General features: G+C 61.6%; 16 protein-coding genes. 7 read left to right on the top strand and 9 right to left on the bottom strand.

Going from position 1 to position 18,373, the window contains the following annotated elements:
• Positions 1-2 precede the first annotated feature (2 nt).
• The 4 genes from BLJAPNOD_RS22875 to BLJAPNOD_RS22860 all read right to left on the bottom strand — a co-directional run bounded on the left by BLJAPNOD_RS22875 (position 3) and on the right by BLJAPNOD_RS22860 (position 5,466).
• Positions 3-863, bottom strand: coding sequence for an ABC transporter permease (locus tag BLJAPNOD_RS22875; RefSeq protein WP_077502029.1), 861 nt, complete (start codon positions 861-863; stop codon positions 3-5).
• Positions 863-1,891, bottom strand: coding sequence for an ABC transporter permease (locus BLJAPNOD_RS22870; RefSeq protein ID WP_115421597.1), 1,029 nt, complete (start codon positions 1,889-1,891; stop codon positions 863-865). The genes BLJAPNOD_RS22875 and BLJAPNOD_RS22870 overlap by 1 nt, the downstream gene beginning before the upstream one ends.
• Before the next feature lie 186 nt (positions 1,892-2,077).
• Positions 2,078-4,444, bottom strand: coding sequence for a LuxR C-terminal-related transcriptional regulator (locus BLJAPNOD_RS22865; protein WP_115421596.1), 2,367 nt, complete (start codon positions 4,442-4,444; stop codon positions 2,078-2,080).
• A gap of 122 nt (positions 4,445-4,566) precedes the next feature.
• A complete protein-coding gene (locus BLJAPNOD_RS22860) occupies positions 4,567-5,466 on the bottom strand; it encodes a LysR family transcriptional regulator (RefSeq protein WP_115421595.1) in 900 nt (299 codons plus the stop codon).
• 109 nt (positions 5,467-5,575) lie between these two features.
• Between BLJAPNOD_RS22860 and BLJAPNOD_RS22855 the strand changes: the two genes are divergently transcribed.
• The 3 genes from BLJAPNOD_RS22855 (at position 5,576) to BLJAPNOD_RS22845 (ending at position 9,152) form a co-directional block, all read left to right on the top strand.
• Positions 5,576-6,286 carry an SDR family oxidoreductase gene (locus tag BLJAPNOD_RS22855; RefSeq protein ID WP_115421594.1) on the top strand — a complete coding sequence of 237 codons (711 nt, stop codon included), beginning with the start codon at positions 5,576-5,578 and terminating at the stop codon, positions 6,284-6,286.
• 424 nt (positions 6,287-6,710) lie between these two features.
• On the top strand, positions 6,711-7,748 hold the full coding sequence (locus BLJAPNOD_RS22850) for a 2-oxoglutarate and iron-dependent oxygenase domain-containing protein (protein ID WP_115421593.1): 1,038 nt from the start codon (positions 6,711-6,713) through the stop codon (positions 7,746-7,748).
• 42 nt (positions 7,749-7,790) lie between these two features.
• Complete coding sequence (locus BLJAPNOD_RS22845) at positions 7,791-9,152, top strand: PLP-dependent transferase (RefSeq protein WP_115421592.1); 1,362 nt, start codon at positions 7,791-7,793, stop codon at positions 9,150-9,152.
• Between the two features lie 76 nt (positions 9,153-9,228).
• Here BLJAPNOD_RS22845 and BLJAPNOD_RS35435 read toward each other — a convergent pair whose 3' ends face one another.
• Positions 9,229-9,378 carry a hypothetical protein gene (locus BLJAPNOD_RS35435; RefSeq protein ID WP_158556153.1) on the bottom strand — a complete coding sequence of 50 codons (150 nt, stop codon included), beginning with the start codon at positions 9,376-9,378 and terminating at the stop codon, positions 9,229-9,231.
• Here BLJAPNOD_RS35435 and BLJAPNOD_RS22840 point away from each other — a divergent pair.
• Positions 9,377-10,405 carry an NADP-dependent oxidoreductase gene (locus tag BLJAPNOD_RS22840; protein ID WP_077502038.1) on the top strand — a complete coding sequence of 343 codons (1,029 nt, stop codon included), beginning with the start codon at positions 9,377-9,379 and terminating at the stop codon, positions 10,403-10,405. The two genes, BLJAPNOD_RS35435 and BLJAPNOD_RS22840, sit on opposite strands and share 2 nt — an antisense overlap.
• A gap of 38 nt (positions 10,406-10,443) precedes the next feature.
• Here BLJAPNOD_RS22840 and BLJAPNOD_RS22835 read toward each other — a convergent pair whose 3' ends face one another.
• Both BLJAPNOD_RS22835 and BLJAPNOD_RS22830 read right to left on the bottom strand, forming a co-directional pair.
• A complete protein-coding gene (locus tag BLJAPNOD_RS22835) occupies positions 10,444-12,216 on the bottom strand; it encodes a hypothetical protein (protein WP_147294569.1) in 1,773 nt (590 codons plus the stop codon).
• A gap of 219 nt (positions 12,217-12,435) precedes the next feature.
• Positions 12,436-12,711 carry a hypothetical protein gene (locus BLJAPNOD_RS22830; protein WP_077502040.1) on the bottom strand — a complete coding sequence of 92 codons (276 nt, stop codon included), beginning with the start codon at positions 12,709-12,711 and terminating at the stop codon, positions 12,436-12,438.
• Between the two features lie 582 nt (positions 12,712-13,293).
• Here BLJAPNOD_RS22830 and BLJAPNOD_RS22825 point away from each other — a divergent pair.
• Positions 13,294-13,977, top strand: coding sequence for a hypothetical protein (locus BLJAPNOD_RS22825; RefSeq protein WP_077502041.1), 684 nt, complete (start codon positions 13,294-13,296; stop codon positions 13,975-13,977).
• 60 nt (positions 13,978-14,037) lie between these two features.
• On the opposite strand, the gene BLJAPNOD_RS22820 is transcribed toward BLJAPNOD_RS22825, so the two are convergent.
• Together BLJAPNOD_RS22820 and BLJAPNOD_RS22815 are read right to left on the bottom strand one after the other, a co-directional pair.
• On the bottom strand, positions 14,038-15,003 hold the full coding sequence (locus tag BLJAPNOD_RS22820) for an HAD family hydrolase (RefSeq protein ID WP_115421874.1): 966 nt from the start codon (positions 15,001-15,003) through the stop codon (positions 14,038-14,040).
• 144 nt (positions 15,004-15,147) lie between these two features.
• Positions 15,148-16,077 carry a formylglycine-generating enzyme family protein gene (locus tag BLJAPNOD_RS22815; RefSeq protein ID WP_115421590.1) on the bottom strand — a complete coding sequence of 310 codons (930 nt, stop codon included), beginning with the start codon at positions 16,075-16,077 and terminating at the stop codon, positions 15,148-15,150.
• A gap of 309 nt (positions 16,078-16,386) precedes the next feature.
• On the opposite strand from BLJAPNOD_RS22815, the gene BLJAPNOD_RS22810 reads away from it, so the two are divergent.
• Together BLJAPNOD_RS22810 and BLJAPNOD_RS22805 are read left to right on the top strand one after the other, a co-directional pair.
• Complete coding sequence (locus tag BLJAPNOD_RS22810; protein ID WP_115421589.1) at positions 16,387-17,358, top strand: MoxR family ATPase; 972 nt, start codon at positions 16,387-16,389, stop codon at positions 17,356-17,358.
• 17 nt (positions 17,359-17,375) lie between these two features.
• Positions 17,376-18,371 carry a DUF58 domain-containing protein gene (locus tag BLJAPNOD_RS22805; protein WP_115421588.1) on the top strand — a complete coding sequence of 332 codons (996 nt, stop codon included), beginning with the start codon at positions 17,376-17,378 and terminating at the stop codon, positions 18,369-18,371.
• Positions 18,372-18,373: the final 2 nt, after the last annotated feature.

The raw sequence follows: 18,373 nt of genomic DNA, 5'->3' as shown, positions 1-18,373 counted from the left end.
TCTCAGGCCTCCACATCGAACATGTCGCGCAGACCGTCACCGAGCAGGTTGAAGCCGAGCGTGGCGTAGAAGATCGCAAAGCCGGGTGCCAGAACCTCCCACCATTTCTCCGGCAGGAACTGCCGGCCGTCGGCGACCATCGAGCCGAGGTCCGGTGTCGGCGGCTTCACACCGAGCCCGAGGAAGGAGAGCGTCGCGCCGAAGAGGATGACGAAGGCGGCGTCGAGCGTCGTCTTGACCGAGATGACCGAGATGCAGTTCGGCAGGATCTCCTTGGCAAGGATATGCAGGTGGCTGGCGCCGGCGAGCCGCGCTGCCTCGATATAGTCTTCCGCCGCGATCGATTTTGTCACGCGATAGACGAGGCGTGCATGCCAGGTCCACCAGAGCAGCGTGATCGCCAGCATGGCGTTGACCAGATTGGGCTCGAGCACGTTACCGATGGCGAGCGCCATCACCAGCGGCGGGATCGCCAGCATGATGTCAGTGAAACCGGTCAGGAGCCGCTCGGTCAGGCCGCCGGCATAACCGGCGATCATGCCCAGCGCCGAGCCGATCGGCACCGCTACGCCAAGCACGCCGATGACGAGCAGCAGCGACACGCGAAAACCGAAGACCGTGCGCGAGAAGATGTCGCGTCCAGCCTTGTCGGTGCCGAACCAGTTGTCGACATCCGGCGGCATGTGGCGGTTGCGGAAGTCGACGACGGCGCCGACATGCTCGGGAAAGCGCGCGATCAACGGCGCAAAGACGGCCATGGCGATGACCGAAAGCACGATCAGTGCGCCGATGACGGCGGCCGGGTTCCGGCTGAACCGGTACCAGGTCATGTAGCCGGCGGACAGGCGGGTTGCATCCTGCATCAGCGGGCCTCCTTGAAGCGAAGCCGCGGGTCAAGGAAGCTGATGATCAGGTCGATGACGAGGTTGGCGGCGATGAAGAAAATGCCCGAGACGAGGACCACGGCCATGACGGCGTTGAGGTCCTTCTGCAGGATTGCGTCGAGGCCGTAGGAGGCAAAGCCGCCCCAGGAGAACACCATTTCGACGACGAAGGCGTTGCCGATCAGCGAGGCGAATTCGAGCCCCATGATCGTCAATGGGGCGATCGAAGACAGCTTCAGCAGATAACGAAACACGATGACGCGGTCCGGCACACCGAAGGATTTCAGCGTCAGCACATGATCGCGACGCTGATGGTCGATCATTGCCGAGCGGGTGATGCGAGTAATCTGTCCGATGCCGGCCATTGCCAGCGCCAGCGCCGGAAAGACGAGATGCTGGAGGGCGCTCAGGAACACGTCGAGGCGGCCGGCAGCCAAGCTGTCGACCAGCAGGAAGCCCGTGGGGCCTGCTGGTGCGCCGAGCTGGAAGTCGACACGGCCGAGCGTCGGCCATGAGGGGAAATGGTCCGCCGCGAGGATCTGCAGGGTCACCGCGAAGAGAAAGCTCGGAATGGTGACGCCGATCAGCGAGAAGAAACGGCCGCTATTGTCGATCCAGCTGTTCCTGTAGCGCGCCGTCAAAACGCCGAGCGGCACGGCCACCGCAAAAATGATGGCGATGGTGACGATGACAAGCTCGAGCGTCGCCGGCAGGAAGGTGGCGATATCGGCGCTGACCTCCCGGTCGGACACGATCGAGCGCCCGAGATCGCCGGTCACCGCATGGCTGACATAGCTGACATACTGGGTGATCAGCGGCTCATCGAGCCCCATGCGCTGGCGCAGCTGGTCGACCTGCTCCTGCGTTGCGCTCGGACCGAGGGCCATGCGCGCCGGGTCGCCCGGCACGATGCGGGCGAGCACGAAAATCATCAGCGACAACACGAACAGCACCATGAGGAAGCCGACCGCGCGCCGCGCAAACAATGCGACGTAATAATTGCCCATTGGCAACCCTTTCCCCTCGGCCGGTTATCGTCCGGCCTGTCTGCCGCTTTTTGCGGTCGAGGGCAGTTTCATGCCGAAAGGGTCATTTGCACAACGGCTAGAAAGGATAGGTTTTTATAAGAAAGGTATAGGTTCTTGTATCGACCAAACGGAAGAACGGCGCATACCGCGCGGACCGCAACCTGATCAGGAAATGACGCCGAGCGCCTTTGCCGCGATGATCGCCTCCCGTCGACGGCTGCAGCCAAGCTTGCGATAGAGATTGCCGAGGTGGAATTTCACCGTGGCCTCGCTCAAGCCCAGAGCATGGGCGATGAACTTGTTCGACGCGCCCTCGGCAATCATCAGCAGCAGGCGGGTTTCGCGCCGGGTCAGGCCGTTCTTTTCGCCGAGCGTCGTGTTGGGCAGACCGGTATCGCGCAGGCGGCGCAGGATCTGTTGCGACGTCGGCGTGGTCTGCAGGAAGTCGCTGATGCGCCGGTCTCCCGTCAGCTCCCGCAAAAATTGCCGCTCTTCCGACAGCGGCGCAATGGTGCCGAGCCGCGCCGCATTCTCGAAGGTTTTCTGCAGGATAGCGCGCGCGCTGGTGAGGTTGTGCCGGCGGCGGGCGACATAGGCCTGCCAGACCTCGATGCACAATCGCTGGCGGCCCGTCAGGTTGAGGTTGCTCGCCAGTGCCGCAAGCTGCCGGTCCAGATGCACGCGCCCCGGCATCTCGAAGACGATATGGCGCAGCCAGACGACAGCCAATGCGATCTCGTCGCGGTCCTGCAGGCGGGTCAGTTCGTCAACGGCCGCCTCCACCCAGGTTCTGTTGATACGAGCCTGCACCGCCGCAAGCTTTTCTGCCGCTTCCTGCCAGCGGTTGCCGTTCTGGAGAATGACGGCGTCCCGGACCTCGATCATCAGGCGGAACTGCCTGTTATAGACCTGATAGGCGCGCCAGCGATCGAGGAATCCGCGTGCGGCAATCATGGAAAAATGCTCGCTCAGCGCCTGGCTGCCGTATTGCAGCGCGAACTCGATCAGGCTCGGCCAGATCTCGCCATGCGAGAAATCGTCCATCTCAGAGGTCAGAAAGCGTGCCAGCGGCTCCGGCTTGCCGTCCTCATATTCAACGCATGCTTGCAACAAGGCGAGCAGCCGCGCATCCATCGGACTATCGAACGGCACGCGCGAAAGTTGCTCGGCAGCGTCGGTCGAATTCTTGCGGGCACGCACCGCGTCGCCGCTCATCAGGTGCATCATTGCCTGGTGCAGGTTGATGTAGAAACACAGAAGCGGCACCCCGGCGCGCTCATAGTGGAACAACGCTCGATCGGCGATATCCTGGGCAACGGCAAACCGCCGCCGGCGAATGTAGAATTCCAGGATCGAATTGTAGATGCTGCCGCGTTCCAGATCGGCGTCGAGCGGAAACTCCGACAGAAGCGTCGTGGATTGCTCCAGCAGATCATCGCCGAGCACCACGTCCTCGTAGATCAACATCACCAGACGGAAAGAGCGGAAGGCGGCCGAGAACGCCGCACGGTCGCTCAACACCTTCAGCACATTGTTGGCGCGCGAGCCGTAACAATCGGCAAGCAGCCGTTGCGCGCGCAGCACCTCGCCGCGCTTCAGCGCCTGCATCGCAAGCGCCGTGACGATGCCTTCATGCTGCGTCGCCAGCTCGGCCGGAAACCCGGCGAGAACCCGGTCGAACGCTTCCGAGCCGTGGAAGAAGATGTAGTACCGGCCGAAGTTCGCAACGAAAGCGCGGACCGCCAGTTCGTGAAGCCCCGCCCGCTGCAAGACGAGGATCGCTTCCGTTTGCATGCCGTGCGCGGCATAGGCGGTCGATATCGCCGGGACGCGAGCGCTGTCTCCGAGACGCCCGGCCAGCACCATGTCAACCGCTGCGGCAAGCGCACCGGCGATGCGACTCGCCTGCAGATAGACAGGCACCGCTTCCTTCCCTTTGGCCGGCGACCTTGCCGCCTGCTGGGCAAGGCTGAGCTGGACGAGCTCGAAATCTGCCGTTTCATTCAGGACATCGTTTGCCAGAAAACGCGTGAGCGTCGCCTCGTCTCGCGACGATCGCGAGTGCAGCCCAACCAAAAACGGCCACCCTCCAGTCTCGGTCAGGAGCCGCGGCGCCTCAGTCCTGCCGTAGGAAGCCTCCAACTCTCCGCGTGAAAAGCAGATATCGGCCGCACCAAGGCAGAGTGCCTTGCCGTAGGCAATCGCACGATCGAGACCGAAGAGCCGGGTTCGCGGCCGCTTCGCGATCACGACGCGTCGTCCCTCGTCCTGCCAGATTGCAGGCATTTCGACTTCCTGCGTGTCCGTCGGCACGTCCCAGAGCAGCACGTCGTCGCAGGTGTCTTCCTCGCCGGGAGGACGCGCCGATCGCCATATGCGGCATTGAAGGTGGGACGCCAGTTGCGACAGCAGCGTCGACTTTCCCATGCCCGCAACGGCGTCCAGAACCACGATAGGTTCGCTCGCCGTCACGATGCGTCGCAGAAGTTCGTCTCGCCAGATGTCGATCGCTTTGTGGAACGTATCAGCCATTCATTCTCTGCCCAATGGGGCGAAGCGCGGTTGCCGTCGAAACCTAGACAAGGACGCTCGGGTTGGCAAAGGCGCAATAGGCTGGCCGACATGCCTCGCTCGCAATTTGTCGCTGCCCCCGGCTAGAAATCGCGAAAACGATCGACCAGTGCGTCGACCGCGATGCGCACGCGCGGGGTCGTGCCGAGCCGATGCGGCCAGAGTGCATAGATGGGAAGCGGCACAGGCGCAAAGGCCTCCAGAACAGGAACGAGGCGACCCTCCGCGATCGCATTGTCGACAATCCAGCCCGGCAATTGCACGAGCCCATGTCCACGACAGGCGGCGTCCGCCATCAAAGCGTGATCCGCAATGCTGAGCGCGCTGCGCACCGTGATGTGCTTCGTCTGTCCGAATTCGGTAAACCGCCAGGTCTCTGCCGCAGGTCCACGCGATTGCGTCACGCAGTGATGCGCAACAAGCTCCGCGGGGCGCGACGGCGTCCCGTGCTTTGTCAGATAATCCGGCGCACCGCAAACCGTCAGGCGCTGCACGCCGAGCTTCCTGACCATCAGATCACTGCCGCCGGCAAGCTCGCCGACACGCACACAGAGGTCGATGTTCTCCTCGACCAGGTCGACCAGCCGGTTGGTAAAGGCAATGTCCAGTTCAAGCTTCGGGTAGTCGGCCGCGAGCGCGATCAGGCTTGGTCCGGCAATACGCCTGCCGAGCAGTTCCGGCAGGCTCACCCTGAGCCGGCCGGCCGGATCCGCCATCCGCGATGCGAGCGCCGCCTCCACGGCTGCCAGTTCCGCGACGGCACGTTCACAGCCATCAAGGAACACCCTGCCCTCCTCGGTCAACGCCAAGTGGCGTGTGCTGCGCTGGAACAGGCGCACGCCTAACCGCCCCTCGAGCCGGGAAACCGCCTTGCCCACTGTCGACGTGGAAAGGCCGAGCCGTTCGGCGGCTTCGGAAAAACTGGATGACCGCGAAGCTTGCATGAACGCACGGATGGCGCTGAGATGATCGCCGGGAAGCAAGGCACACTCCAGATTTCATATCGCAGGTTTCGCGATAAGTGTTCTCATAAACGATTTCAGATCGCGGATATAGTGCCGCCTGGCATTCACATCCCAAGGATCCGAAAGAATGAGAAAGCAGAGAGTAGCAATCATCGGCGGCAGCTCCGGCATCGGTTTGCGCGTTGCGGAGCGCGCTATCGATCTTGGTGCAGAAGTCATCATTGGCGGCCGCGACCCGGAACGGCTGCAGCGCGCCGGCGTCAAGCTTGGCCCGGCCAGCCGCGCCATTGCCGTCGACAATGTCGATCAAGAGTCCTTGCGTCTTTTCTTCGAACAGTCCGGGCCGATCAACCACCTCTTCACGCCCGGCGCATCCTACGCGCGCGGACGGATGGACCAGGCCTCCGACGAGGTCGCAGAAAGCTCCTTCCGATCGAAGTTCTGGGGGCAGTATTATGCCGTGAAGCATGCGCTGCCATATCTGGACAAGAACGGATCCATCACCCTGATGGCGGGCGCCTACAGCGTCAGGCCGGCGGCAGAAGGTGCCGCCTATGGTGCCTGCAATGCCGCGATTGAAGGCCTTGGGCGAGCGCTCGCCGTCGAACTGGCGCCGATAAGGGTGAATGTCATTTCGCCCGGCACGATCGACAGCGACCTGTGGCGCCGTCAGCCGGACGCCATCCGGGAGGCTTCATTCTCCAGTTATGGGGAGGCCGCGCTGCTCAAGCGCGTCGGCACCACCGATGAGGTTGCGCACACTGTCATCTACCTCATGGAGAATGGCTTCATGAACGGCTCGACGCTTTACCCTGACGGGGGCTTCGCATTGCGTTGAGCCGAACGGCGGTGATTGACCGCTCCCGTCACGTCAACACCATTCCCGTAGCATCGGGAATGGGCGGGGCCGCGGCGCCGTATCACTCGATCAAGAGCGGCCAATTTCCGTTGCTTTTGTTGGTCAAAGACGACTGAAGGCAGCCGCTCAATGTCCGTCGCCGGTAAGGCGTTGGTGTCCAGCGCGGGCGGAAAATCCCTCGGCAAAACCCCAAAGGTTGAAAATTCTCGCAGCTCACTCGTTGTCCGCACGGCTCTTGCGCCAACGTCGCGATATTTAGTCTATACATTCAATAGACAATGTTGAATGGACGCAAACAACAGGTAGGCTTCTCATAGCATTTGCTGCCAGCCACTGCAGAAGGGTGTCGGCACACCCAGGTGAAGACGGCAGCGCCGCAGCACAGACAGTGAAGGAGCCTCCATTGACCAACGCCAACTCATCCCTGCCCATTCTCGATTTGCAACGCTTTGCAGCGGGCCATCCCGAGCGGGCGGCGGCGCTTGACGAATTGCGCAGCGTCGCCCGCTCGGTGGGCTTCTTCTATCTGGAGGGGCATGGCATCCCGCAGGAGCAGATCGATGGCGTCCTTGATCTCTCACGCCGTTTCTTTGCCCTGCCGGAACAGGACAAGCTGGCGATCGAAATGCGCAAGTCGTCGCACTTCCGCGGCTACAATCGCGCCGGCCTCGAATATACCCGGGGCACGCAAGACTGGCGCGAGCAGGTCGATTTTGGGCCAGAGCGTGAGCGCATCGAGCTCAAGGCCGGCGATGCGCCGTGGAAACGGCTGGTCGGTCCCAACCAGTTTCCCGACGCCCTGCCCGACCTGAAGCCGGCGATCCTCGCCTGGATCGAAGCGGTCACCCGGCTTGGCATCCGCCTGATCGAGGTCTTCGCCGAGGCACTCGGACAGCGCGCCGACGTCTTTGAGCCGATTTACCGCGACGGTCCCAATCAGTTGTTGAAGATCATCCGCTATCCCGGCCGCGACAAGACCGAAAGCGACCAGGGTGTCGGCGCCCACAAGGATGGCGGTTTCGTCACCATCCTGCTTCAGGATGAAGTCGGCGGCCTGCAAGTCGACGACGGCAAGGGCGGCTGGATCGATGCGCCGCCGAAGCGCGGCACCTTCGTCATCAATGTCGGCGAACTTTTGGAGCTGGCATCGAACGGCTACCTGCTTGCCAATATTCATCGCGTGGTCACGCCGCCCGCTGGCGGCGATCGCCGCTCGGTCGCCTTCTTCCTCGGCGCCAACCTTGCTTCCACCATTCCGGTTCTCGATCTACCGCCCGAGCTTGGCGCCGAAGTTCGCGGTGTGACGCAGGACCCGCTCAACCCGCTGTTCCACGAGGTCGGGCGCAATGTCCTGAAATCGCGCCTGAGATCACACCCTGACGTCGCCGCTGCCCACCACGCCGATCTGGTCGAGCAGTTGAAGGTGCCGGTCCCAGCCTGAAAAATCCTACTGCATCCACTCAAACGCTGAAGGAAGCAATCGATGACAATCCATCAAAAGCCTGAGGAAGCTGCAGTCGAAGTCAAAGCGCCGAGCGGGCTGCGCGATAGGTCGCGGCCGCTTCAGCCCGAGACGCTGGCGCTTCATGGCGGCAGCTATCGTTTCGATCCGGTCACCGGCGCCGTCGCTGTGCCGATCTACCAGACGACCTCCTACCAGTTGCCGGGGACCGAAGGCGCCGACAAACTGTTTGCCCTTGAGGCGGCCGGGCATCTCTACACCCGTGTCTCCAACCCGACGCAGGATGCATTCGAACAGCGCCTTGCCGAAATCGAAGGCGGCGCGGTAGCGTTGGCGCTCGGGTCGGGTCAGGCGGCCTCGGCCTATGCCGTACTCAACCTCGCCCGCTCCGGCGACAATATCGTCAGCGCCGCCGGGCTCTACGGCGGCACTTGGGCGCTCTTCGCCTCGACGCTGAAAAGCTTCGGCATCGAAGTGCGCTTCGTCGACGCGTCCGATCCGGACGCATTTGCCAAGGCAACCGATGACAGGACGCGGGCCTACTATGCGGAATCCCTTCCCAATCCAAGCCTTGAGGTCTTTCCGATCGGCGAGGTCGCCGAGATCGGCCGCCGGTTCGGCATTCCGCTTGTTATCGACAACACCGCGGCGCCGTTGACCATTCGGCCGTTCGATCATGGTGCTGCGATCGTCGTCTATTCCACAACGAAATATATCGGCGGGCACGGCACCTCTATTGGCGGCGCCATCATCGATAGTGGCACCTTCCCCTGGCACGAGCATGCCGAGCGCCATCCCAATCTGCACGAGCCGGACGCGAGTTATCAGGGAAAGACCTGGCTGGAGAAGGCCGCCACGATCGCCTTTCATCCCTACATCCTGCGCGCTCGCGCCGTCCTGTTGCGCGACCTCGGGGCTGCCGTCAGCCCGCAGAATGTCTTCCAATTCATCCAGGGGCTGGAGACATTACCGCTGCGCATCCGCCAGCACAGCGAAAACGCCATCAAGGTCGCGGACTTCCTGCGCGCCCATCCCAAGGTAGCGCGGGTTATCTTCCCGAAATTCCAGGAGGGCGCAGCCAAGGCGCGCGGTGCAAAATACCTGCGCAACGGCCATTTTGGCGCATTGGTCGGTTTCGAGCTGAAAGACGGACGCGAGGCTGGCCGTCGCTTTATCGACGGGCTGCAGCTGCTCTATCACGTCGCCAATATCGGTGACGCGCGGTCGCTTGCGATCCATCCGGCAACGACGACCCACTCGCAACTCTCCGAGGCAGACCAGCTGAGAACTGGTGTCACGCCTGGCTATGTCAGGCTGTCGATCGGCATCGAGCATCCCGATGACATCATCGCCGACCTGAAACAGGCCATTGACGCCGCCTGAACCGGCGACGTCCACAATCTGCTCTTTGGCCCAACCGTCAGCAGCCGTTGGGCTTTTGGCATAATGGGTGACCGGCTCAATGCTTGGGCAGTTCGAGCATCCGCCCGAGGGTCAGAAGTCGCGGCTTGCCGTCTTGCACGACGCCCGCGAAGGTAAGCCCGACCAGAAACACCAGACCCGCCGCGCTGCCGCCAGACGCATCGCCGGCGGTAGAAGGAAGCCTCATGACGTCCGAAAACACCCAGATCCTTCTTGCTTCCCGTCCCGACGGCAAGCCAAAACCGGATGATTTCAAGATCGGCCATTCCGCGATACCGGAACCGGGCGATGGCCAGATCCTGCTGAAGATCCTTTACCTGTCGCTCGATCCCTATATGCGCGGGCGCATGAATGCCGGAAAATCCTACGCCAAGCCCGTCGAGATCGGCAGCGTCATGGAGGGCGGAACGGTGGCTCGCGTCGTGCTTTCACGCCATCCTGATTTCGCCGAGGGCGATTTCGTGCTGTCCCATTCCGGTTGGCAAAGCTACGCGCTCTCCGATGGTGCGGGCGTGCGCAAACTCGACCCGCAGGCAGCACCACTCACAACCGCGCTCGGCGTCCTCGGCATGCCGGGCTTTACGGCCTATTCCGGCCTCTTGACGATCGGCAAGCCGAAGTCGGGCGAAACGGTCGTGGTTGCTGCGGCCAGTGGCGCCGTGGGATCGGCCGTGGGCCAGATCGCCCGCATCAAGGGCGCACGTGCCGTCGGGATTGCCGGGGGTGCGGCGAAGTGTGCATTCGTTCGCGACGAGCTCGGCTTCGACGCGGTCGTCGATCACCATGCAGCCGACTTTGCCGAGCAACTGGCAGCGGCCTGCCCCGGCGGGATCGACGTCTATTTCGAGAATGTCGGCGGGCATGTCTGGGATGCGGTGTTTCCGCTACTCAACGACTTCGCCCGCATTCCCGTCTGCGGCTTGATCGCGCAGTACAACAGCCGCCCCGGCGAACAGACGAGTGGCGACCGCCTTCCCGCCGTCATGCGCGACGTTCTGAGCAAGAGCCTGTCAATACGCGGCTTCATCCAAAGGGAATTCGTCGACCAGCGCCCCGACTTCTATCGAGAAATGGCCGCATGGATTTCCGCGGGCGAGGTTCGCTATCAGGAAGATATCGTCGACGGTCTCGAAAACGCGCCGACCGCTTTCATCGGCCTGCTGGAAGGCCGCAACTTCGGCAAGCTTGTCATCCGCGTTGCCGACGAGGCGTGAAAGCCGGAGCGGCGGCGCGCGGTGCCGCCGCTCCAAGCCTAAGGATTTCCGGCAATTTGGAGGTTGGCCTTGCCGAGGCCGTCTTCGATAACCGCCGCCAGTTCCGGTGCATAACTCCTCATAGCCGGTTCAGCCGTCAGCGAGATTTGCTGTGGACCTTCCGGCGAACGCACTTCGCCAAGAGCGCTGGTCGCCTCCTGCGTCAATCCGAGCTGACCGGCGACGGCCAGTCGCAGCATATTGACGGCCCGGTCCGACGAGTTTGCAAGCTGTCGCACGCGAAGCAGGGCCTCTTCGTAGCGGCGCCCTCGATAGGCATCGAGGGCCAGCGTCAAAGCCGCATCGTGATGCGTATACTCCCCATTCTCCTCAGCCAATCGCGCCAGCCTCAGGCCTTCGGACCAATGGCCGGAGATGTACTGCAACAGACCCATTCTGGCTGGGATAGCCTCATCCAGCGGATTGAGTGCGCTGGCGCGCTGTCCCGACAGAAAGGCCGCTTCCCGGTCGCCGGCAGCAAAGCGCGCCATCATCTGAGCCACGTAGCTCTGGCTCGCCTGGGGCGCAAGCGCGACAGCTCTGTCGGCAAGCTTCAGCGCTCTGTCGCGAACGGTCGGCGAAGCGCCTGCCTCGCCCGTCGCCACCAGGACCATCGCCAGGCTGGCCGATACATCGGCATCATTTGCCTTGTAGGCGAGGGATCGCTCCAGGCAAGCGAGCGCATTTGCGAAATTTTCAGCATCGTTCCGCGCGAGGGCCATATCGGCCTGCAACACGCAACCATATCCCAGCGAAGGCGCTGCAATCTGGCGTGCGGCCTCCAGCCTGGTGACCAAACCGTCTTCACCCGCAAGCGCGCGCGCAAGTCGCACCAGAATGGCCTGTTGGATTTCCTCGGCGTTGCCGCCGTCTTCGAGCGTCAGTTTCGAGACACCGGAGCGCAAGACCTCGTTGCTCTGCGGGTCGACCACCTGCCAGGCAAGCTCGTGAGCATCGTTTGCCATATTGTAGCTGATCGACAGTTTATATTCCTTGCTGCCGGCAAGGCGGACAGCGGATCTGGGCGCAACCCAGCCGGTAACCGATGCGACGTCGACGCCCTCAGGCGGCTCCTGCGCCAGCGTCCGCACCGACGAGAACTGCGACAGCGCGTGGACCAGATAGCCCCCGACCCTCCGCCGCTCTTCGCTGCCCTTCAATTCTTGCGGTTCAACATCGACGATGATGGTCGGTTTTTCCGACAGGATCGGCTTCCAGGGAAATTGATCGGCCGTCAAAGCATAAAGGGCAAAGGCAACCGCCAAAACCCCCGCGCCGGCAAGGGCAACGTTCGCCATGGATAGGCGACGACCGACAACAGCCGTCGAAGACAATTGTTCGGGTGGCTCCGGCACATAAGAGGATATCGGCGGCGGAGCGAGCAGAACCTGCGACGGTTTGCCGTCAGACCTGACAAAGAGTGGCACGTAATTGCCCTTGGGCAGCTCGATGCGCAGTGTGGCTTCATCGCCAAGCGCCTCATAGTACTGTGCCAATGCAGCGCGAAGCCGCGACGCTTCAACCCGAACGATGGGGTCGGTTGCCGGATCGAACGAACTCGGCCGGGCGAAGACGTCGATCGCGATCGTATAGGCTTTCACCGACGCTGACCGCCCGGCGAAAAACTCTTCAACCAGGTATCGCAACAGTTTTCGGTGGCGCTCGGTGCCGTGAAAGCGCGGATCGCTTAGCATGCGATCGAGTTCGGCTCTGGCCGGGCGTTCGGCAACAGGGCAATAAACCGCTCGGTCCGCGTCTTCTCCTGCTTTCATACCGCGCCCCCATCTACCTACAACCCGAAAGAGAGTGCCAATGCGAGGTGAACTCTAGATCACACACCGGGCAGCGGGAAGAGAAATATTGACCCGTCACAAAACATTTTCAAAGAAACGCCGCAGGTTCAAAATGAAACAATGGACAGACTTGAAAACCACTGAGTTTGCAGGGGCAAACCGATAGAAAAGGGCGATGCCGTACGAATGAATAACTAATCACATGGGATTAGATTTGTTATCTGCATTGGCAAGACAGATCGAAATCACTTCCTCTTCGATCTCCAGACAGATCAGTTCGTACTCCGACACCATCGACGCATCCTGCGGATCACGCCGGCGCTGGCGATCGAGCATGGAAGCCGCCTCGTCATAGGCTTCGCAAAGACTGACGAGCGGCATGTTCTTGCCGCTCAGAAGCTGCAACTGGCCGCGCAACGCCGGAAGCTTCAGCATCAGCTTCAAAAGTCCCCGTTGTTTGGCTTCGTTGGGCATTGTGCTCTACCCGATTGAACGATGATCGATGCTTCATGCCACGCCTGCGCGCGAAGACGTCTTTCGCGCGCATCTTGCACAGATCCAGAGGTGCCACCGCCACTCTGACTGCCAGCGTCTCGTTGAGATTTGCCTGTCTGACGGATACACTCTCGGGCAGGCAGATGACCAACTTCCGCCTGCACCTCTCTCCTGCGCTGCAAATTTGCAGGAACCCGGTCCGTGCGGAAGTACGTAACAGTTACATTGGTGCCTACCGCTTGACGGGGGCTGCATGCAGGCGCGGAAATGCACCGCTGGCACACATCGGATCAGGCGTCGCTGACCGGGACAAAGGATTTTCGCCGCGGCCGCGTTTTCATGAACCGCCAGCGCGCGACTGACCGCAACCGGTGCGGCTTGCCCGGCTTGGGCAGTGCGCTACAGTTGGCGCTGCCAGGTGTTACGCTTGGGCTGCGGCGTTCCTCGGCCTTCCGTCGCCGCCGATTGTAACTGTTACGTACTTCAATGCGGAAGGCTGCGGCGGCTAGAATACCCGCTGCGACAGCCGTATTTCGCGCTGAGTACAACGGAGAGAGTTCCATGCGATCCTTGGACAAGATTTCTCGTGACCGACGTGTTGTGGCGTTCCTTTCCGCCGGGATCGCTGCGACCGTTCTGACGCTGCTGAGCACCGAGCTTGCGGCAAGCGACGACAAATTGAGCGGCCTGCCTTCCCTCGTCCTTGGCGGACAGACGGCGACAGCGCAGACGTTCCAGTTCGAAACGCCGTTCAACAACCTCATCAATGCCGGCTCGCTTGCGATAACGCTCGAAAAGACGACACTCGACGAGGTCAAGGCAACGTTCGGCGGCAACATCCGCAGCCGGACGGTGGAGGGCTTGTCAGTCGGCTGGCTGTGCTACGAACTTTCCACCGGCGATCTGCCGCGACGGATATGGTTCGTTGCAAACGGCAGATCAGACGCAACGACGCCCGCCCAGAAGCCGGTGACGTTCATCTCGACCGAGGAAGTGTCCGGCGATGCCGACAAATGCGACACGCCAACCGTGGCGCTTGCGCCGCTGCTGCTCCCGGTTCCGACCTTGAAGGACAGCGCGGCCGATCTGGAGAAGCGCTTCGGCGCGGCACCGATGCAAGAAATGGTGCGCTATGCCCACCAGCAGCAAGGCGAACAGAATATGATGGTCTTGCAATCGCTCGTCTACCGTCTGAAAAACGGTCACATCGACGGCATCGCCTTCACACAGGTTACAACGAAATAGTTGGCAGATAGACGTTGCTCGCCACCGCTCCGGCAGCGAGCAATCTGCCCGTGACGCATTCTACTTATCGAAAGCGTAGACCTTGTTCCAATCTGCCTTCATGTCGACAAGCAGCCACTTTCGCTGCTCTGCCTCGTTCATCGCCTTGTCCAACTTTCCGACATGCGACTGGCGGTCATAGGCCCATTCCCGCTCGCCGTCGGTGTGATGCACGATCATCCCGAAGCTCGGCCCTGAACCGGAAGTAACCCAGCGCAGCATTTCGTAGTCGCCATCGGAGTTTCCGGCGGCAAAGATCGGGCGGCGACCGATGAACTTGTTGATACCCACGGGCTTGCCGGGACCATCGTCAATGAAATCCACCTTCGGCTCGCGCATGAGCACCGGCGTGTCGCCCTGAAGCTCATACTTGGTTGTTATGGTGCTGCCGACCACCTGCTCCGGAGGAATTCCGTACATCTGCTCGGTCATCGGCCGCATGAACTCGATGCCGCCACCCGAAACGATGTAGGTCTTGAAACCGTTTTCCCGGAGATAGTCCAAAACCTCCCTCATCGGTTGAAAGGTAATCTCGTTGTAGGGCCGGTCGAAACGGGGGTGCTTCGCGCTTGCGAACCAATCCTTGACGATCTTCGTGAAATCCTCCGTCGTCATGCCTGCGTGGGTCGCCATGGCAAGCTCGACAAGGCCCTTTTCACCCGCCGCGGCAACGCCGGCCATATCGCCCTTCAGCAGCGATGCAAACGGCTCCTTGTCCTTCCATTCCGGATGGTCTGGGGCCATGGCCTTGATGCGGTCATTGATGAACATGCCCTGGAAATACATCGGCTGCTCTGTCCAGAGCGTACCGTCGTTGTCGAACACGGCGATGCGGTCGACCTCAGCGACATAATCAGGGCCGCCCTCCGTTGTCACCCGCGTCACGAAATCGATGATCGCCGATTTCGCCGCGCCGTCATTCCAGGAGGGAAGGCCGATTGGAGGCGCATCGGCGGCCACCGCAAGCGTGGGAGCCGCCAGCATCATTGCAAGCGATGCTGCCGCCGCCATAAAGGTCCGCCGCCGCCAGCCTTTACCTGGGGATTTCATCTCAGTTGACGCGGATCGTCCTGCCATCGAAATCATCGTTTTTTCTCCTTAGCTGAAACAAGACTGTTCTCGCGAAAACGCTTAAGCCCGCCGGATGCAGCGGAAGCCGATATGGGTCGTTGCCGCATTCTCCTCGTGTGCATGGCGAGCTGCCGGTCGATAGCGACGGCAATAGTTTGGCGCGCAGAGGTGGGACCCACCCTTTACGACCCGCCGCGCTATCAGGATTTCCGGTTGTCTCGGATCGAAGCTCGCCTCAAGCCCGCCGCCGCGCGGGTTGGAGGGGATGCAACAGCTTTTTTGCGCGGGCTCGGGATGATTGCTCGACCAGTAGTCGCTCGTCCATTCCCAGACATTGCCGATCATGTCGTAGAGGCCATAGCCATTGGCAGGAAAGCTGGCGACCGGAGAGGTCCGCTCGAAGCCGTCAGGTCGCAAATTTTCCGTCGGGAAAGCGCCGTGCCAGGTGTTGGCCATGAAGCGGCCATCCGGCACGAGTTCATCGCCCCAGGCAAATTCCGCGCCCTCCAGGCCTCCCTTGGCGGCAAATTCCCACTCCGCCTCCGTCGGCAGGTCCTTGCCGGCCCACTTGGCATAGGCCATGGCATCGACATAGGAGATGTGCACGACGGGATGGTCGAGCTTGCCGCGGATATTGCTTTGCCGGCCATAGGGGCGTCGCCAATCGGCGCCGAACTTGAAGTCCCACCATTGCGAAGAATCCCGGCTGACGACCCGTTTGGGAGGATCGAAAATGACCGAACCCGCCCGCATCATTTCTGGCTTTGCACCTGGATAGTCCTTGGGGTCGGGAGCCTTCTCGGCGACGGTGACATAACCGGTCGCGTCCACGAAAGCGGCGAACTGTCTGTTCGTGACCGGCGTGACATCGATCCAGAAACCGTCGACCTTGACCGGATGGGCCGGCGCCTCTTCGGGGTAATGATTGTTAGACCCCATGACGAAGGTGCCGCCCTCGATCCAGATCGGCTCGTGCGCGCTGATAGCCATCGGCGTTTCGTCAGGGACCTGTCTTGTCGATAAGACTTGCATCAGGCATCAATCTCCCTTTGGGACGTCCCGGTCATCCTAGTCGACTGAAGCCTAAATGCAATTCTGCGGCGTCCAAAGTACGTAACGGTTACGAAGACGGACGATTTTCACGATTGCGGAATTTCTCCTCGCCGGCGCCCGGGGCAACGCAGCAATCGTTGCCTTCGTTACTGTTACGTTCTTTCCTTCTGACCACATGTAACCTTAATCTCTGTCGCGAGTTCACAAGGGCTGGCGCCGCCGGGCCGGCGGGAAGGGCTAAATCTCATGGGTACACGTGACGACATCGAGCAGCTCGGCAAGCGCATCGGCCAAGCCATTGTCGGCCAGGAGGGCATGATCGAGCGCCTGTTGCTCGGCCTCCTGAGCAACGGCCATCTGCTGGTCGAAGGCCTGCCCGGGCTCGCCAAGACGCGAGCGATCAAGAGCATGGCGAAAAACCTCGATGCCGAACTGTCGCGCATCCAGTTCACTCCTGACCTTTTGCCATCTGATATCACCGGCTCCGAAGTCTATTTTACCGAAAGCGGCAAAGGCGAGTTCCGCTTTCAGCAAGGCCCGATCTTCGCCAACCTCATCCTTGCCGACGAAGTGAACCGCGCTCCGGCGAAAGTGCAGTCGGCACTGCTCGAGGCGATGGAGGAGCGACAGGTCACGGTCGGTGGTGACAGTCACGAACTGCCTGACCTCTTCATGGTCATGGCGACGCAAAACCCGATCGAGCAGGAAGGCACCTACCCGCTGCCCGAGGCGCAACTCGACCGTTTCCTCATGCATATCCAGGTCGATTATCCCGACGCCAAGTCGGAGGCCGAGATCATGCGTTTGGTGCGATCGGAAGAAACGGCGACGACATCAAAGGCCAAGTCCGACGAAAAGCTGGCGCAGGACGCCGTGTTTACCGCGCGCAAGGAGATCTCGGCAGTAACCGTATCGAGCGCGATCGAGGACTACATCGTCGCCCTCGTCATGGCGACGCGCTATCCGGACAAGCTCGACAAGGATCTCTCCAAGTGGATCCAGGTGGGCATCAGCCCGCGCGGCGTCATCGGCCTCGACAAGGTTTCTCGCGCCCATGCATGGCTGAAGGGCCGAGATTTCGTGACGCCCGATGACGTGCAGGCCACCGTGCACGATGTCTTCCGCCACCGGCTCGTCCTTTCCTATGAAGCCCATGCCGGCGGCACGACAGCCAGCCAGGTCATCGACAGGATCGTGCAGCAGGTTGCTGTCGCCTGAGAGATGGAGGAGGTCCGATGGCAATATCCCTGTCCGCGTTCGCAAGGTCGAAGGGCATCTCCCGTCCTGGGAAGACGGAGATATCAGGTGCCTACACCTCCGTCGACGAACTGGTCGCCCTCGAGGCGATAGCCTGCGACCTGACCTTCCTGCGCAAGGCGCCGGTCCGGCGATTGATGGCCGGACGTCATGAATCACGCATGCGTGGCCGCGGGCTTTCGTTCGAGGAACTGCGGGAATACCTGCCCGGCGATGACATCCGCACCATCGACTGGAGGGTGACGGCGCGAACCGGCAAGCCGGTCGTGCGGGTCTATGACGAGGAGAAGGATCGACCGGCACTGGTGATCGTCGACCAGCGCATCAACATGTTCTTCGGTAGCCGGCGTGCGATGAAGGCGGTGGCGGCGGCGGAAGTGGCGGCTCTCTGCGCCTGGCGCATCACCGCGCTCGGCGACCGGGTCGGCGGCTTCGTGTTCAGTGACGAGACCGTCGACGAGATCAGGCCCCATCGCAGCCGCGAGGCCGTCATCCGTTTTGCCGACGTCATCGTTCGCCATAACACCGCGCTTACCGCCACCTCTCAGGTTGCAAGGGGCGACGAGCAACTGGATTTGGTGCTTTCGACCGTCGCCAATATTGCCAAGCACGATCATCTGATTATCGTCATCAGCGATTTCGACGGGCACGGCCTGGAGACGCGCGACATGCTGCTCAAGCTGTCTGCCCATAACGATGTGATCGCCATCCTGATCTACGATCCTTTCATGCTGGATCTGCCGCGCAAGGGTGACATCGTCGTCAGCGGCGGTGCTGAGCAGGCCGAACTTCAGTTCGGCCATGGAAATGTTCGCGAAGCGATCGACAGGTTCGCCCGCAAGCGCGGGCGTGCGCTGAAGGCCTGGCAGGAGGACTTGGGCCTGCCGATGCTGCCCATTTCCTCGGCAGAAGAGATAGCACCGCAATTGCGCACCATGCTCGGCCAACTGGCCTGGCGTCAGCGGAGACGGTAGCG

Source organism: Ensifer sp. M14, from assembly GCF_003355565.1.
GTDB lineage: Bacteria > Pseudomonadota > Alphaproteobacteria > Rhizobiales > Rhizobiaceae > Ensifer.
This window is presented reverse-complemented; position numbering and strand designations above follow the sequence as displayed.

Excerpts from the sequence above, each read along its gene's own strand:
- BLJAPNOD_RS22875 (WP_077502029.1), bottom strand. The coding sequence starts at position 863 with ATGCAGGATGCAACCCGCCTGTCCGCCGGCTACATGACCTGGTACCGG.
- BLJAPNOD_RS22845 (WP_115421592.1), top strand. The coding sequence starts at position 7,791 with ATGACAATCCATCAAAAGCCTGAGGAAGCTGCAGTCGAAGTCAAAGCG.
- BLJAPNOD_RS22830 (WP_077502040.1), bottom strand. The coding sequence starts at position 12,711 with ATGCCCAACGAAGCCAAACAACGGGGACTTTTGAAGCTGATGCTGAAG.
- BLJAPNOD_RS22805 (WP_115421588.1), top strand. The coding sequence starts at position 17,376 with ATGGCAATATCCCTGTCCGCGTTCGCAAGGTCGAAGGGCATCTCCCGT.
- BLJAPNOD_RS22810 (WP_115421589.1), top strand. The coding sequence starts at position 16,387 with ATGGGTACACGTGACGACATCGAGCAGCTCGGCAAGCGCATCGGCCAA.
- BLJAPNOD_RS22840 (WP_077502038.1), top strand. The coding sequence starts at position 9,377 with ATGACGTCCGAAAACACCCAGATCCTTCTTGCTTCCCGTCCCGACGGC.
- BLJAPNOD_RS22825 (WP_077502041.1), top strand. The coding sequence starts at position 13,294 with ATGCGATCCTTGGACAAGATTTCTCGTGACCGACGTGTTGTGGCGTTC.
- BLJAPNOD_RS35435 (WP_158556153.1), bottom strand. The coding sequence starts at position 9,378 with ATGAGGCTTCCTTCTACCGCCGGCGATGCGTCTGGCGGCAGCGCGGCG.
- BLJAPNOD_RS22855 (WP_115421594.1), top strand. The coding sequence starts at position 5,576 with ATGAGAAAGCAGAGAGTAGCAATCATCGGCGGCAGCTCCGGCATCGGT.
- BLJAPNOD_RS22870 (WP_115421597.1), bottom strand. The coding sequence starts at position 1,891 with ATGGGCAATTATTACGTCGCATTGTTTGCGCGGCGCGCGGTCGGCTTC.
- BLJAPNOD_RS22820 (WP_115421874.1), bottom strand. The coding sequence starts at position 15,003 with ATGATGCTGGCGGCTCCCACGCTTGCGGTGGCCGCCGATGCGCCTCCA.
- BLJAPNOD_RS22865 (WP_115421596.1), bottom strand. The coding sequence starts at position 4,444 with ATGGCTGATACGTTCCACAAAGCGATCGACATCTGGCGAGACGAACTT.
- BLJAPNOD_RS22835 (WP_147294569.1), bottom strand. The coding sequence starts at position 12,216 with ATGAAAGCAGGAGAAGACGCGGACCGAGCGGTTTATTGCCCTGTTGCC.
- BLJAPNOD_RS22815 (WP_115421590.1), bottom strand. The coding sequence starts at position 16,077 with ATGGCTATCAGCGCGCACGAGCCGATCTGGATCGAGGGCGGCACCTTC.